Raw genomic sequence first — 15,375 nt, forward strand, 5'->3', positions numbered from 1 at the left:
GCTGCCTCACGGGGGCGCGGGGCCGGACAGCCGAAACACCCATACGCCCCGGCTGGTCCCCAAGCGGCCCGGGCGTCCCGGCCCGCGGTGTTGCCTGCACCGGGGCCCTCCAGAGCCCCGGGATGCGCCTCTGCCTGTCTCGTGTCCCGGGGACCCCACCCGCTCCGACGTTTCGACGTGGGAGACCCGCGCGCGGCCTTCGGCCCGCAAACCGCCAGAAATGGCCCAAGTCAAGGAAAGACCATGAACGTTAAATCCACCCTCACCCCGCTGCTGACCGCCGCTGTCACCCTGGCCGCCCTGGCCACCGCCCCGGCCTTTGCCGCCGATGAATACAACGTCATCAACGGCCTGGGCACCGAGGGCAATCCGATCGGCATGCACGCCATGGACCCTGTCGCCCTGACCACCCTGGGCGCCGTCACCGCCGGGGACCCGGGCCATGCGGTCACCCATGATGGTGTCAGCTACTACTTCGCCTCCTCGATCTCGGCGGAAAAGTTCAAGGCCGACCCCGAGGCCTTCCTGCCCCAGTACGGCGGCTTCTGCGCCTTCGCCATCGGACTGGGCCTGAAGCTGGACGGCGATCCGCGCTATGCCGACATCCGCGACGGCAAGCTGTATCTCTTCGTCAGCGAGGGCGCGATGCGCAAGTACCTGGAAGACCCCGAAGGCATCCTGGCCAAGTCCGACGCCCTGTGGGGCGACATCCGGCACACCGCGATTGCCGACCTGCAATCGTAAGCGCCCTGCCCCGGACCGCAGCGCCCCGGCGCCTGCGGTCCGGTCATTTCGCCCAGCCCGGGACGCCACCTGCCCCACCCCGAGCCGCCTGCGGATGACAGCCCGCCACCCGCGTCGTATGACGGGTCATGACCGAGGCGAAAGGCGCAGGACCGCATGACACCGATCACCGTCACCCGTGACCTGGCCCTGCCCGATCCGCTGCGCGTCGCCCGGGCGGAAAACAGCCCGCACCTCGGGCCGCGCGTGCTGGTCTTCAGCGGTGGCAGTGCGCTGAACGGGATCTCGCGGCAACTGAAACGCTACACCTTCAACTCACTCCACCTGATCACGCCCTTCGACAGCGGCGGCAGTTCGCAGGAGCTGCGCCGGGCCTTCGACATGCCCGCCGTGGGCGACCTGCGCTCGCGCCTGATGGCGCTGGCGGATGAAACCGTGCTGGGCCAGCCCGACATCTACGCGCTTTTCTCCCACCGGCTGGACCGGCAGGGGGCGCAGCCCGCGCTGCGGGCCGAGGTCGCGGCGATGCGCGTCGGGAACCATCCGCTGATGACCGCCATCGCAGAGCCGATGCGGCGGCTGATCCAGGGGCACCTGGGCCAGTTCCTCGACGCCGCGCCTCCGACCTTCGACTATCGCAACGCCAGCATCGGCAACCTTATCCTGGCAGGCGGCTACCTGGCCAATGACCGCGCGCTGGAGCCGGTGCTGTTCCTGATGTCGAAGATGGTCGACGTGCGCGGCACCCTGCGCGCGGTGGTCGACGAGACGCTGCACCTGGGCGCAGAGCTGTCGGACGGGCGCCAAGTCATCGGCCAGCGGGAGATCAGCGGCAAGGAGGTGGCGCCGCTGAGCGCGCCGATCCGGCGCTGCTTCCTCAGCGACGGCACACAGGAGATGGCGCACGGGGCCGTCCGCCTGCCCGCCCGCAACCGCCGCCTGATCGAGGAGGCCGAGGTGATCTGCTATCCTCCCGGCAGCCTCTATTCCAGCGTCGTCGCCAACCTGCTGCCGCAGGGGGTGGGCCGCACCCTGGCGGCGCGGCGGGTGCCCAAGGTCTACCTGCCCTCGCTGGGCACGGACCCGGAGGCCCTGGGCCACGACCTGTCGGACCAGGTGGCGGCCCTGCTGACACCGCTGCTGGCCGACGCCGGGCCGGAGGCGACGCCGCGGGACCTGATGACCCATGTGATCTGCGACCGGGATACGGCTGCGACGGAGTGCGACAAGGTCACGGCCCGCCACGGCATCCCCTGCCACCGCCTGCCCCTGGCCGGGGCAGAGCCGGGCAAGTACGACGCGGGCGAAGTGGCCCGTCTGCTGGTCTCGCTGGCCTGACGGCGACCCGCTATCGTGGCCCCACGAAGAAGGCCGGGCGCAGCACCCGCAGGGTGATCGCGCCAACGCCCGCCAGCACCAGCGCCAGGATGAACAGCCAGCCCAGCAGCGGGATCAGTCCGATCAGCCCGGCGACCAGCGCGCCCAGCCCGGCCGCCGCCGCACGGGCACCGATGCTTTGCGGCTCATCCCGGCCCGCGGCCAGGAACAGGCCCACGCCGAAGGCATAGGTGGCCACCACGTAGCCCGCGAACCCACCCGCAAGCGCCAGCACCATCATCGCAGGGGTCAGCAGCAGCCCGATGATCGTCAGCGCGAAGAGCACGCCGGCGCCGATCACCGCCGACTGGGTCAGGAAGCCCAGCCAGAGCGTGTGGAAGGGCCGCGCCAGCACCTCGCGGCGCATTTCGGCCAGGCGGTCGGGCACTACGGCGGCGATCAACGCGCCCAGGGCGGCGACCACGACGACGCCCTTGAGGAACTGCAACGCCAGGTAGCCCCAGCCCGGAGGTGTCGGCCCCTCCCATTCCTCGGCCTGGCGCCGTTCGATCCGGGCCTGGGGCGCCACCGTGTCGGGCACCTCCAGGGTGCCGGGTGTTTCCTCGTAGAGGGTCAGCGTGCCGCCGACCCGGGCGCCCTCGCCCCAGGTGACCTGCCCGGCGGCCAGACCCAGATCGCCCTCGACAACCCCGTCGAAGGTGATCTCCTCCCCAGCCATAAGGGTGTAGCCCGAAACGGTGCCGCGCAGCGCCACGGTCGCGCCGGCGATGCGCAGGTCGCCGCCCACATCACCGACGGTCAGCTGCCGGCCCGAGACGGTGGCGTCCCCCGCGACCGCCCCCTGCAGGGTGACCTGATCGCCCACGGCATAGACATCGCCGCCGATCTCCGCCGTAGCCGTCACCGCGCGCCCGGCCAGATGGGCCGTGCCAGTGATCGGGGCCGAGACGGTCACCCGCTCGCCCGCCATGAAAAGATCGTCCGTTCCAGGCGCGTCCAGCGTCACCGCCCGCCCCGCGCGGAAGCTGTCACCGCCGATGGCGAAGGCTTCCGTTTCGTCATCCTGCGCCAACGCAGGCAGGGCCGCCAGGCAGGCGGCCAGAATCAGAAATCGTCGCAGCATGGTCTGTCTCCCAGCATCGAATCCCGTCGATACTGAAGCGTACAGGCCCACGCCGCCTTGCGACAAATCAACTGCCGCAGCAGAAGCGGCCCCGGGCGCACCGGCCCGGGGCCCGGGCGATCACTTCGCCCACTCGCCCTTGCGGAAGACCGGGACGCGGGTGCCGTCGGCGCGGACGCCGTCAATGTCGGTTTCCGGCCCGCCGATCATCCAGTCGACGTGGATCATCGAGCTGTTGCCGCCCTGCGCCGCGATCTGCTCGGCCGTCAGGTTGGCGCCATCGAGGAAGCACTTGGAATAGCACTGGCCCATGGCGATGTGGCAGGCGGCGTTTTCATCGAAGAGCGTGTTGTAGAACAGCATCCCCGTCTGGGAGATCGGCGAGCTGTAGGGCACCAGGGCCACCTCGCCCAGGCGCCGGGCGCCCTCGTCGCTGTCCAGCATCTGCTGCAGCACCCGCTCGCCCGAGCTCGAGCGCGCCTCGACCGCACGACCGCCCTCGAAGCGCATCTCGATCTCCTCGATCAGGTTGCCGTTGTGCGCAAGCGGCTTGGTGGCGCGCACCGTGCCGTCGACCCGCTGGGCGTGGGGCGTGGTGAAGACCTCTTCGGTGGGGATGTTGGGGTTGCAGACCACGCCGTTCTGCGCGGTGGAGGCGCCGCCGTGCCATTCGTGGCCTTCGGCCAGGCCCACCATCAGGTCGGTGCCCGGCCCGGTGAAATGCAGCGCATCGAAGCGTTCCTCGTTCAGCCAGGACGAGCGGGTCTTCAGCGCGGCGTTATGCGCGGCCCAGGCCGCCACCGGGTCGTCACCATCGACGCGGGAGGCGGCGAAGATCGCATCGGCCAGCTTGGCCACCGCCTGATCCTCGGGCAGGTCGGGGAAGACCTGGCGCGCCCAGCCCGCCGTGGGGAAGGCGGCGATGGACCAGTTGATGGTGAAGGTCGACACCCGTTCCAACGCGGGCTTCGAGGCCATGGAGTTGGCCTTGTTGGCCCGCGCCACCTTGTCGGGATCCTCCGCCGCCAGGGCCATCGGATCGGCCCCGGCGATCGCCATGCGCGCGGCGCCCTGATCGAAGGCATTGGCCATGCCCTTGTAGAGCCAGTCGGCGGCACGGTCGAAGCTGTCATCATGCGCATTGCGGAACCGTGCGCGGGCCACCTCGTCGTCCGACAAGAGCGGCGTGACCACGCCCGCGCCCGCGCGATAGGCGCTGGCGGCCACGGCCCGCACCAGCGGCAGGGCCTCGGCGGGGGCGGTCAGCACCAGGTCCTGCCCGGGCTGCAGGTTCAGCCCGACGTTCACCGCGACATCGGCGAGACGGGCAAGGCGGGCGGGGTCGATGACGGGGTCGGTCATGAAAGCTCCTTCACTGGGGGCCCCTGGGCGGGCCGGTCCCCGTCAACCTGCCGATACGCGCGCGAAGTTCAAGGCCCGGCCCCGTCACGCCCCCGCGATGCAAAAGAGCCTCCCCCGCAGGGAAGGCCCGAAAGCGACCCCGTGTCGGGGTCGGCTGCAGGGGCCGGAGGAGCGGCCCCGACAGGGAGGGATCTGAAGGGAGGATGGATCAGGGGGCGGGGAACATGACCTCCAGCCGCTCCTGCCAGAGCTTGCCGGAGATCCAGTCCGACAGGCCCGCCTCCGACACCTCGTTCCAGGCTGTCTTCTGCACGGCCGCCCAGACCAGGGCCACGTTGCACGACACCGAGGGCAGCAGCCCCTCGGCATGGCCGGTGATCATCGGATGCAGCGTCGCCATGCCGGTGCCCAGCATCAGCACCGCATCGGCCCCGCTTTCCGCCGACAGCCGCCGGTAGGAAGCCAGCACCCCCGGACCGGTCATGGCGTAGATCGGGTGGAAGGCCGCGGTCTCCAGCTCCGGCCCCGCCTTGGCGACCACCTCGAAGCCGAAGCTTTCCCAGTAGGGCGTCGATTTCTCGTTCAGGCTTTCGGGATAGGGCGTCAGCAGGGCGATCTTCTTCGCCCCCATGACCCGCAGTGCCGAGACGGAGGCCAGCGCCGCCGTCAGGAAGGGCAGGTTGTGGGTCGCCTGCACCTCCTCCACCAGCGCCGCCTCGGCGTCCTGGCCGATCAGGTAGGAGGCCCCGGTGCAGGCCGCCGTCAGCACGTCGGTGGGGGCATTGGCGAATTGTTCCGCGGTGACGTTGAACTTGGTGGTGTAATCCACCAGCCGCTTCTCGATCGTGTCCTTGTCCGAGGTCAGCCGCGCGTTCAGCATCGACCAATGCGCCGGCAGCAGTGCCCAGAGCTCGGGTTCCACCGTGGTATTGGCCTGGGGGGTGAGCACCCCCATGGTGCCGGCGTTACCGTATTCCTTCAAAGCCATCCGAGTACTCCTGGCAGCCAGAGGCTGAGCGGCGGGAAGAGGATCAGGATGACCAGTCGCACCACGTCAGCGATGAGGAAGGGGACGACGCCCCGGAAGATCGTCGACAGCGGCAGGTCGCGGGCCATGCCGTGCAGGACGAAGACGTTGATCCCGATGGGGGGCGTGATCATGCCCAGCTCGATCACCACGATGTTGACGACGCCCCACCAGACCGGGTCGTAGCCCATGCCGATGATCAGCGGGTAGACGAAGGGCAGCGTCAGGACCATGGCCGCGATGGTGTCGAAGATCGCTCCCAGCACCAGGTAGAAAAGCATCAGCATGCACAGCACCAGCAGCGGCGGCAGGCCCAGGCCCTGGATCCAGTCGACGGTCGCCATCGGCAGGCCCGACAGCGTGGCGAAGTAGGAAAAGACCGAGGCGCCGATGATCATGACGAAGATCATGCCGGTGTTGGCCGCCGTGTCGCCGAGCGCCGACAGGAACTTCTTCACCGTCAGGCGGCGGCGGAAAAGACCCAGCAGCAGCGCCACGGTGGCGCCCACCGATGCCGCTTCGGAGACGGTGAAGATGCCGGTGTAGATGCCGCCCGACACGACGACCGCCAGCAGCACCACGGCCCAGCTCTGCCCCGTGACCTTGCGGCGTTCGGCCCAGCTGGCCTTCGGCCCCACGGGGGCGGCGTCGGGGTTGGCGCGCACGGCGAAGTAGACGGCGACGAAGTAGACCAGCACCGCCAGGATGCCGGGCACGATGGCCGCCAGGAACAGCGCGATGATCGAGTTCTCGGTCAGGATCGCATAGAGGATCATGACCACCGAAGGCGGCACGATCATCCCCAGTGTGCCGCCCGCGGCGATGGAGCCGGCGGCCAGCGATTTCGCGTAGCCGCGTTCCAGCATCTCGGGCAGCGAGATCCGGGCCATGGTGGCCGCCGTGGCCACGGACGACCCGCAGATCGCGCCGAAGCCCGCGCAGGCGCCGATGGTGGCGAAGATCAGCCCGCCGCGCTTGTGGCCGAGGTAGACATGGGCCACGCGATAAAGCTCGCGCGACAGCCCGCCCACATGGGCGAGGTTGCCCATCAGCAGGAACATGGCGACCACGGCCAGGCTTTCGGAGGCCATGGACGACGACGGTTCGGTGGCCAGCAGGGTCAGCGAGGGGCCGAAGCCGATGATCAGGCCGCAGCCGACCACGCCCACGATGCCCATGGCGATGCCCACGGGCACCTGCAGCAGGATCAGGGCGAACATCGCCAGAAGGCCCAGCAGGCCCGTGGTGAAGGGATCAGTCATCATGGGTCAGCCTTCCAGCTCCATCAGGTCGTCGGCCTCGTCTCGCAGACGGGCAATGTCGGGCGTGCCACCACGCAGGGTGGCCAGCAGCCAGGACCAGGTCACGTAGACCTGGACGGGCACGCAGACCGCCATGATGGCGGTGGTGACGTACCACCAGGGCGCCAGCGGGATGCCGATGGTGCGGGTGGTGCGGCCGCCGTCGACGAACTGGCCGGTCAGGCGGATGAACTGCCAGGTCAGCAGGGTGAAGAAGGCCAGGGTCACGATGGCCCCCAGCAGTTCCAGCGCCGCATGCAGGCGCGGCCCACCGAAACTGCCCAGCACCCGCACGGTCACGTTGGTCTGCCGCAGCAGACCGGCCGGGAAGCAGCTGGCAATGACGATGGGAAAGACGACTTCCCCGAAATCGGAGAAGCCGGTGATCCGGGGCAGCCACAGATAGCGGGCCGCCCCGTCCCAGGTGATCAGCAGCGCCATGACCACCAGCCCGGTGAAGCCGAAAAGGGCGGCTGTCCGGGTGATACGGTCTAGTCTCTTGGCGGTGGTCATGGCGCGGGTCTCCTTTCAGCCGGCTCAGCTTTCGCCGCGGTATTCTGCCAGCAGCGCCACGGCGGCGTCATAGACGGCCTGCCCGTTGGGCGTGGCGGCAATCCAGGCCTCGTGGATGGGCTGCGCGGCTTCCTGATAGGCGGCCAGCTGTTCATCGGAGAAGTTCAGCACCTCGATGCGGCCCTCGGCGTCGATGTCGGCGCGGATCTCCTCACCGGCGGAGGCATAGGCCTCGCCCCCGGCCTGGGCGAAGGCTTCGCCGCCGTGCTTCATGACGATCTCCTGCACCTCGGGCGAGAGGCTGTTCCACTTGCGCTCGTTCATCAGCAGCAGGAAGGGCATGGCGCCGACGGGCACTTCGATCGCCTGGTCGACCAGCGGGAAGGACTTGAAGGTCTTCATGCCGGTCCAGCCCTGGATGGCGCCGTCGACGGTACCGCGCGAGAGGCCCTCATTGAACTCGGCCGAGGACAGGGTCTGCGGCGCCGCGCCGAAGCTTTCCAGCCAGTTGGCCGAGATCGACCCGGCGGAGCGGACCTTCTGGTTGGCCAGCCCGTCGAGGTCTTCCAGCACCGGCTTCATGAACAGCGCGTTCTGTTCGGAGGTGAAGAAGCCCACGACATGCACGCCGTCGAAGCCGGTCATCAGCCCCTGTTCCATCAGGCCCCAGCCCACGGCGGAGGCTTCCTGCGCGGTGGTGAACAGGAAGGGCAGCTCGAAGATGCCCATCTCGGGAAACTGGCCGGCGGTGTAGATCGGCAGCACCCAGGTCACATCGGCCACGCCGTTCTGCACCAGGTCGAACTGCTTGTAGGGATCCTTGCCCAGGGTGCCGCCCCAGAAGGCCTGCATGCGAACGGCATCGCCGGCCTCTTCCTGCACGGCTTCCAGCCAGGGTTTGATGACATGGGCGACGCCGGTGGATTGCTCGGGCACGAAGGTGCCGACCTTGATGTTTTCCTGCGCAAGCGCCGGGGTGGCAACCGCGGCGGCCAGCGCCAGCGCGGCGGAACGGGCGAAATTGGTGATGTAGGACATGTGCGTTTCCTGTTTCCCTGTTGGTGGAAGATGTCGGTTTCTTGGTCTTGTTATCGGTCTTGCGATCCCGGCCGGAGGCGCCCGCCCGGGACAGGCCGGTCAGGCGCCGAAGCGGCGCAGCACCGGCGGGGTCGTCGGAATGGTCGTGGTCTTTTCCTCGGTGTAGAACGCCTCGCAGGCGGCACCGCCCTCGCGGCCCACGCCCGAGGTCTTGAAGCCGCCGAAGGGCGCGCGCAGTTCGCGCATCATCGGCGTGTTCACCCAGACCACGCCGGAGCGCAGGCGGGGCGTCGTGGCCATGACCGTCGGCATGTGATCCGACCAGACATAGCTGACCAGCCCGAAGGCCGTGTCATTGGCGATGGCCACCGCCTCCTCCACGCCGTCGAAGGGCAGGAAGGTGGCGAAGGGGCCGAAGATCTCATTCTGGGCACAGCGGTCAGCGTTGGAGGTCGCCAGCACCGCCGTCGGATTGATGAAATAGCCCTGGCCCAGGTCCTCGCGACGGGTGCCCCCGACCAGCACGCGGCCGCCGTCCTCGCGGGCCTTGTCGGCAAAGCCCAGCACGCGGTTCATATGCGCCTCAGAGGCCAGCGGCCCGACCTCGGTGTCATCGGCCAGCGGATCCCCCACGCGGACCTTGGCGGCGCGTTCGCGGAACCGCTCGACGAAATCGTCGAAGATCGGGCGCTCCACCAGGATGCGCGAACCCGCCAGGCATTGCTGCCCGTTGTTGGAGAAGATCCCCTGCAACGCCCCGTCCAGCGCGCGTTCGTAGTCGGCGGAGGCGAAGATGATATTGGCCGACTTGCCGCCCAGCTCCATCGTCGAGGGCACCAGGTTCTGCCCTGCCGCCGACATGATGGACCGCCCCGTGTCTGTGCCGCCGGTGAAGCTGATGAGGTCGACGCCCGGATGCGCCACCAGGGCCGCCCCGGTGACCTGGCCACGGCCGTTGACGATGTTCAGAACGCCCTCGGGCAGGACCTCCTGCAACAGCGCCACCAGACGCGCCAGCGCCAGCGGGGTCTGTTCCGACGGCTTCAGAACGGCGGTGTTGCCGAAGGACAGCGCCGCGGCGATCTTCATCGTCGCCAGGGCCACCGGCGCGTTCCAGGGCGCGATCAGCGCGGCCACACCCACAGGTTCGCGGGTGACATAGGTCATGTAGCCTTCGGTCTGGGTATAGCTCTGCCCCGCCGCCTGGCTGATGTATTCGGCGAAGAAGCGGAAGTTGCCGGCGGCGCGCACCATATGGCGGGCGCGCAGCTCCTTCAGCACCAGGCCCGTGGCGGCGCATTCCAGGCGAGCCAGCTCGTCCACGTTGTCGAGGATCACCTGGCGGCAGGCCTCCAGCACCTCGATCCGCCTGGCCACCGACAGCCCCGGCCAGGGTCCCCGGTCGAAGGCGGCGCGGGCCGCCTGCACGGCGGCGTCCACGGCCGCCGCGTCATCCTCGGTCAGGGTGGAGATCTGCGCCCCGGTGCCCGGGTAGAAGACCGGCATGTCGATGCCGCCGCCCAGCGAGGGCTTGCCGGCGACAAGACCGGTGACGCGGTCGGGCGGGGTGATGGGAAGGTCGAAACTCATATCAGCGGGTCTTTCATGGCATGTAGGCGCCGCCGTTGACGTGCAGGATCTGGCCCGTCACGTAGGCGGCTGCGGCGGATAGCAGGAACAGGATGGGGCCGGTCACGTCGCCCGGTCTGGCGATGCGGCCCATGGGGTTGAAGGCGCCGTAGGCGTCGATGTCGAAGCGCGGCGGCGCGTCCTCGTCCGAACGGCCGGTGCCGCCAGTCAGGAAGGCGGTGTCGACCGCCGAGGGGGCGACGCAGTTGACCCGGATGTCGGGCGCCAGTTCCAGCGCCAGCTGCCTGGTCAGCATGGCGATCCCGGCCTTGGAAATCGCGTAGGGCCCATAGCCGGGCCGCGCGAAATGCCCCAGGCCCGAGCCCGTCATCACCAGCGCCCCGCCCCGGGAAATGCGCGGCGCCAGGGCGCGGGCGGCGAAGAATGCGGAGTTGAGGTTGCCGTCGATGGCCGAGGTCCAGGCCTCGGGCGTCTGCTCCAGCGCGGGCTGCGCCTCGGTCGCATAGCCGCAGAGGTTCACCAGGCCGGCCAGCTCGGGCAGGTCGGCAGCGACGGCCTCCAACGCGACCGCATCGGTGGCGTCCACGCCGATGCAGGTCACCCCGGGCTGCGGATGCGCCGCGATGGAGCGCGGCAGGTCCAGCACGATGGGCCGGTAGCCCGCGGCCTGGGCATCGCACACCAGCTGGCGCCCGATGCCGCCGCAGCCGCCCAGGATGGCCAGGGCGCCGAGGGGAGCGGCGCCGGTCATGCCAGCTCCTCGGTGCGGCGCAGGCCGGTGATCATCGAGGAGCGCAGCAGGAACTCGCGCGCCTTGGCGGGATCGGCGGCGATGGATTGCAGCCGGTGCAGATGCGCCAGGCGTTCCTCTTCGTCGGTGGTGTTCATGCGGCGGCGGTTCTCATCCGCCTGGGCCAGGATGTCGTCGCGGGCGATCGGGCGGCGTTGCGCCTCATAGGCATCCAGCCGCGCGGGATCGGCGCCACCCGCCACCTCGGCCAGCTTTTCCGCCAGGTTGAAGGCGTCATGCACGCCGCCGTTCAACCCCATGCCGCCCTTCGGGCTGTTGAGGTGCGCCGCATCCCCGCAGAGGAACAGCATCCCCTTGCGATAGGTCGAGGCAACGCGGCGATGCACCCGGTAGATCCGCTTCTCCTCGATGTCGATGTCGCCGGCCTCGGGCACGACGGAGCGGGTCTGCGTGCGGATCGAGGCATCGGTCAGCGCCTCCTCCGGGTCCTGCCCCGGCTCCGGGTGCAGCGAGATGCGCCACAGGTCAGGCAGGCGCAGCAGGGAATAGGTGCCGCCGGGTTTCCAGATGTAATTGACGCCCGACAGCCCCTCCAGGTGATCCTCGAAGGGGAAATGGGTGGTCACCAGGATGGTGCTTTCGGGATAGGTCGTGCCCTCGAACTCGGCGCCGACCGCCTTGCGGACCAGGCTGCGCGCCCCGTCGCAGCCGACCAGCGCCCAGCCGCGGTAGGCCTGCCCGTTCGCGGTCAGGCTGACGCCGCTCGCGTCCTGATCCACCGCCGTGACCTCGGCGCCGAACTGCACCGTGCCCTCGGGCAGCAGCTCCAGCAGGGCGCGGCTGAGGTTGGCCTGGCGACATTGGAGGCGATAGGGATGTTTCGTGTCATCCTTCAGCACGCCCAGGTCGAACTCCGCCTTTTCGCCGGTGGTGTGCATGCGGATCTGCCAGGTGGGCGTGATCTGCCCCGCCGCGATCAGCTTGTCGGTGATGCCCACGGCGTCGAACATGTCCAGCGTCGGCGGATGGAAGGTCGAGGCGCGCAGCTGGTCGGAGATCTCCTCATCCGACTCGAAGACCTTCACGTCGAACCCGGCGCCGACCAGACGCCAGGCCAGGGTCAACCCGACCGGGCCCGCGCCCACGATAAGTATTGTCCTGTCCGCCACGTCGGTCTTTCCTTCCCTGCAACAGCGTGGGAGGAGGATCCGCATGCTGTTGGCATATTGTTATATCAATAGACCATTTCATTTGGCATATAGATATATCAATGAGTCAATGATTAAGATCGGAAGACCCCTTCCCGGACGAGAGGCGGATTTGTGACAGCCCAAAATAGTGCCACACTGGACCCGGCTTCGCCGGTGCCGCTCTACCAGCAGCTGTTCCTGCTGCTGCGCGACCAGATCAACGGCGGCGCCCTGCGCCCGGGGCAGAAGATCATGGGAGAAGCGGACCTGTGCCTGGCCTATGATGTCTCGCGGATCACCGCGAAACGCGCGCTGAATGAACTGGCCGATACCGGGCTGGTGGTGCGCCAGCGCGGGCGCGGCACGCGGGTCTCCGACCGGCTGCCGCCCAGACCGATGAAATCCAGTATTGACGGGCTGTTAGAGACCGTGGGCCAGATGGGCCGCGACACATCGGTGAAGGTGCTGTTCACCGGATTGCGCCCAGTGCCGGCGGATGTGGCCGCACAGCTTGACCTCAAACCAGGGGAGGAGGCGCTGCAGACCCAGCGGGTGCGCGCCCTGGGCGATCAGCCGGTTTCCTACCTCGACGCCTGGGTGCCCAGCGACATCGGCGCCCGGATCATGGGGCAGGAACCGTCGCAGGTGCCGGTGCTGATCCAGCTGGAACAGGCGGGCGTTGCCGTCTCCTCGGCCACCCAGACGATCAGCGCGACCCTGGCCGATGCCACCTCTGCCCAGGCCCTGGGCGTGCCCATGGGTGCCCCCCTGATCGATTCGCGCCGGGTCGTCTTCGACGCCGAGGACCGCCCCGTGGAGGTCATCCGCGTGCTCTATCGCCCGGAAATGTATCAATACGAAATTTCGATGCGCCGGGTGCAGGGCGACAACGGTCGCGCCTGGATCCCCGGCACGCCAGCGGCCGTGCCGCAGGGCTAACCCCCTGCCCCGGCCCCGCGCCCGCCTCTCTCCCCACTCGAAAGGACCCAAGATGAGCCATGCCTTCGATCCCGCGCGCAGCGCGCTGCTGACCATCGACCTGCAGAACGACTTCCTCGACCCCAAGGGCGCCTATGGCCGCGCCGGCCAGACCGCCGCCGAGATCCTGGAGCTGCCCAGCCGCATCCGCCCCGTCGCCGACGCGCTGCGCGCCAAGGGGGGCAGCTATGTCTCCGCCCAGTTCACCCTGGTGCCGCACGAGGGGCGCGAGCCGCTGATCGCGCCGCACCTGAAGGAGCTGCGCCCCTTCCTGGGCAAGGGCGATTTCGAGCCTGGCGCCTGGGGGCACCAGCTGGTCGACAGCCTGGCGCCGGCGGATTTCACCGTGGAGAAGATCAACTATTCGGCCTTCTACCAGACCCGGCTGGAATACATCCTGCGCTATATCGGGGTCGACACGCTGATCGTCGGCGGCATCGTCACCAATGGCGGCGTGGCCAGTACCCTGCGCGACGCGCACCTGCGCGGCATCCATACCATCATGCTGTCCGACGGCTGTGCCGCCTTCAAGCAGGAGGTGCATGACGCCACCCTCGTCTCGCTGGGCTCGGTGACCGAGATCATGACCTGCGCCGAGGCCGCCGCGATGATCGGCTGAGACGCCAGCCAGCACAGACACGGAAAAGGGGCGGCCCAGCGGACCGCCCCTTTCTCACTCCAGCCCCGGCATCCCGGGCGCGGTCACTCGTATTTCGCGCCGTGCGCCAGCATCTCCGGCAGGCCGATCACGCCGTTCAGTTCATCGAAATCGGCCATGCGTTCCTTGAAGGGCGCGTTGGAGCCGTTTTCCTTCAGCGAGGCATAATAGGCCTGGCCCTGGCGCAGCATGGCGCGGGCGATGCCGCCGGGGAAAATCACCACGCGGAAGCCGCGCTCGTGCAGCTCGGTGGCCGAACCCATGGGGGTCATGCCGCCCTCGACCATGTTCGCCAGCAGCGGCAAGCGCGCGCTGAACCTCTCGGCAATCTGGCCCATCTGCTCCAGCGAGCGGGGCGCCTCGATGAAGAGCACGTCGGCGCCAGCCTCCACGTACATCTCCGCCCGTTCCAGCGCCGCGTCAAACCCCTCGACCGCGATGGCATCGGTGCGGGCGATGATCTGGAAGTCGTCCGAGCGACGGGCATCAACGGCGGCGTGGATCTTGCCCACCATCTCGGCCGCTGGGATCAGCTTCTTGCCCGCCAGGTGTCCACAGCGTTTCGGGAAGGACTGATCCTCCATCTGGATCGCCTGGGCGCCGGCGCGTTCAAACCCGCGCACCGTGCGCTGCACGTTCAGCGCGTTGCCGAAGCCCGTGTCGCCATCGACGATCATCGGCAGGCCGACACGATCGGTGATCAGCTCGATCGTGGAAATCACCTCGGAGACGGAGACCAGGCCGATGTCGGGACGCCCCAGCCGGGTGTAGGCGATCGAAGCGCCGGAAAGATAGAGCGCATCGAAGCCCGCCTGCTCGGCCAGCAGCGCCGTGAAGGCGTCATAGACCCCGGGGGCCACGAGGCCACGGGCGGGGTCGGCCAGAAGGGTCTTCAGTTTGGTCATGTATCGGCTCCGGTCGTGGTGTCTTTCGTCGTCCAGATGTCCGCCGCGGGGGTCCGGCTGCGGTGATAATCCATCTGGTGTTCATAGGTGTCGGGGCGGTAGAGGCCGGTGATGTATTCCACCACCTGTCCCTGCTCGTCCTCGACCTGGCGGCGCACCGACAGCAGGGCCTCGCCCGGCTCGATGCGCAGCAGCTGCGCCACCTCGGGGGTGGCCAGTTTCGCGGTGATCGCCTGGCTGGCGCTGGCGATGCGGTGGCCGGCGCGTTCGATCAGGCGCAGCAGCGGCGTGCGCTGCAGCTCCTCGGCGGTGAAGCTGCGGCCGATCTGCTCGGGCAGCCAGGTCGTCAGGTGGCTGAAGGGCACGCCCTCGTGGCTGCGCACGCGCACGGCGCGCTGCATGACGGTGCCCGGGGCCACGCCCATGGCGGCACAGACCTGCGCCGGCGCAGCGGCATAGGTCAGCTCGATCAGCGCCACGTCGGTCTGCAGGCCCATGGCCACCAGGTTCTCGATATTGCCCGACAGGCTGGCGCCCACGGGCGACGGCGTGCCGCGCCCGCGCACGAAGGTGCCCCGGCCGCGCTGCCGTTCGACCCAGCCTTCCTGGGTCAGCCGGTCCATCGCCTTGCGGATGGTGATGCGCGACACGTCGAACCGTTCGGCCAGCGACATCTCCCCCGCCATCGGCGCGTCGTCGGTATAGACCCCGTCCTCGATCTCCTGCCGGAGGATCAGGTAGACGCGGTGATGCTTGGGCAAGAGGCCATCGTCCTTCCGGGCCTCGCCCTGGGCATCTGGGCCCGCGCGTCCGGGCCGCGACATTTCTGCCATGGGCTGTTCCTCTGTCTCCTCCTG

The 15,375-nt window shown here is 68.8% G+C and carries 15 protein-coding genes; 4 read left to right on the forward strand and 11 right to left on the reverse strand.

Features of this window, described 5'->3' with window-relative positions; translation table 11 throughout:
- Window positions 1-243: 243 nt before the first annotated feature.
- Complete coding sequence (locus tag LC066_RS11530) at window positions 244-744, forward strand: YHS domain-containing (seleno)protein (protein WP_224899044.1); 501 nt, start codon at window positions 244-246, stop codon at window positions 742-744.
- Window positions 745-900: 156 nt separating this feature from the next.
- A complete protein-coding gene (locus LC066_RS11535) occupies window positions 901-2,082 on the forward strand; it encodes a GAK system CofD-like protein (RefSeq protein ID WP_224899047.1) in 1,182 nt (393 codons plus the stop codon).
- A gap of 10 nt (window positions 2,083-2,092) precedes the next feature.
- On the opposite strand, the gene LC066_RS11540 is transcribed toward LC066_RS11535, so the two are convergent.
- From LC066_RS11540 to LC066_RS11580, 9 genes are all read right to left on the reverse strand, one after another.
- A complete protein-coding gene (locus LC066_RS11540) occupies window positions 2,093-3,205 on the reverse strand; it encodes a hypothetical protein (RefSeq protein ID WP_224899050.1) in 1,113 nt (370 codons plus the stop codon).
- Window positions 3,206-3,325: 120 nt separating this feature from the next.
- Window positions 3,326-4,567, reverse strand: coding sequence for an aminopeptidase (locus LC066_RS11545; protein ID WP_224899052.1), 1,242 nt, complete (start codon window positions 4,565-4,567; stop codon window positions 3,326-3,328).
- A gap of 208 nt (window positions 4,568-4,775) precedes the next feature.
- Entirely contained in the window at window positions 4,776-5,555 is a 780-nt protein-coding gene (locus tag LC066_RS11550; RefSeq protein WP_222478914.1) for a hypothetical protein, read from the reverse strand.
- Complete coding sequence (locus LC066_RS11555) at window positions 5,546-6,859, reverse strand: TRAP transporter large permease (protein WP_224899055.1); 1,314 nt, start codon at window positions 6,857-6,859, stop codon at window positions 5,546-5,548. The genes LC066_RS11550 and LC066_RS11555 overlap by 10 nt, the downstream gene beginning before the upstream one ends.
- A 3-nt stretch (window positions 6,860-6,862) precedes the next feature.
- Window positions 6,863-7,408 (reverse strand): TRAP transporter small permease, encoded by a 546-nt coding sequence (locus tag LC066_RS11560; protein WP_224899058.1) that lies wholly within the window; start codon window positions 7,406-7,408, stop codon window positions 6,863-6,865.
- Window positions 7,409-7,432: 24 nt separating this feature from the next.
- On the reverse strand, window positions 7,433-8,446 hold the full coding sequence (locus LC066_RS11565; RefSeq protein WP_224899061.1) for a TRAP transporter substrate-binding protein: 1,014 nt from the start codon (window positions 8,444-8,446) through the stop codon (window positions 7,433-7,435).
- Window positions 8,447-8,545: 99 nt separating this feature from the next.
- Window positions 8,546-10,036, reverse strand: a complete 1,491-nt coding sequence (locus LC066_RS11570) for an aldehyde dehydrogenase (RefSeq protein WP_224899064.1) — start codon at window positions 10,034-10,036, stop codon at window positions 8,546-8,548.
- A gap of 13 nt (window positions 10,037-10,049) precedes the next feature.
- The gene (locus tag LC066_RS11575; protein ID WP_224899067.1) at window positions 10,050-10,787 is read right to left on the reverse strand and encodes an SDR family NAD(P)-dependent oxidoreductase; all 738 of its coding nucleotides are present in this window, start codon (window positions 10,785-10,787) and stop codon (window positions 10,050-10,052) included.
- Complete coding sequence (locus LC066_RS11580) at window positions 10,784-11,956, reverse strand: FAD-dependent oxidoreductase (protein ID WP_224899070.1); 1,173 nt, start codon at window positions 11,954-11,956, stop codon at window positions 10,784-10,786. The genes LC066_RS11575 and LC066_RS11580 overlap by 4 nt, the downstream gene beginning before the upstream one ends.
- 153 nt (window positions 11,957-12,109) lie before the next feature.
- Between LC066_RS11580 and LC066_RS11585 the strand changes: the two genes are divergently transcribed.
- The gene (locus tag LC066_RS11585; protein WP_222478901.1) at window positions 12,110-12,916 is read left to right on the forward strand and encodes a GntR family transcriptional regulator; all 807 of its coding nucleotides are present in this window, start codon (window positions 12,110-12,112) and stop codon (window positions 12,914-12,916) included.
- Between the two features lie 52 nt (window positions 12,917-12,968).
- Window positions 12,969-13,574, forward strand: a complete 606-nt coding sequence (locus LC066_RS11590) for a cysteine hydrolase family protein (RefSeq protein WP_224899073.1) — start codon at window positions 12,969-12,971, stop codon at window positions 13,572-13,574.
- Between the two features lie 83 nt (window positions 13,575-13,657).
- On the opposite strand, the gene LC066_RS11595 is transcribed toward LC066_RS11590, so the two are convergent.
- Window positions 13,658-14,518 carry an isocitrate lyase/PEP mutase family protein gene (locus LC066_RS11595; RefSeq protein WP_224899076.1) on the reverse strand — a complete coding sequence of 287 codons (861 nt, stop codon included), beginning with the start codon at window positions 14,516-14,518 and terminating at the stop codon, window positions 13,658-13,660.
- Window positions 14,515-15,351, reverse strand: a complete 837-nt coding sequence (locus LC066_RS11600) for a GntR family transcriptional regulator (protein WP_224899079.1) — start codon at window positions 15,349-15,351, stop codon at window positions 14,515-14,517. The genes LC066_RS11595 and LC066_RS11600 overlap by 4 nt, the downstream gene beginning before the upstream one ends.
- Between the last annotated feature and the right edge of the window lie 24 nt (window positions 15,352-15,375).

This window comes from Pseudooceanicola marinus (assembly GCF_020177265.1).
Taxonomy (GTDB): domain Bacteria; phylum Pseudomonadota; class Alphaproteobacteria; order Rhodobacterales; family Rhodobacteraceae; genus Pseudooceanicola; species Pseudooceanicola marinus_A.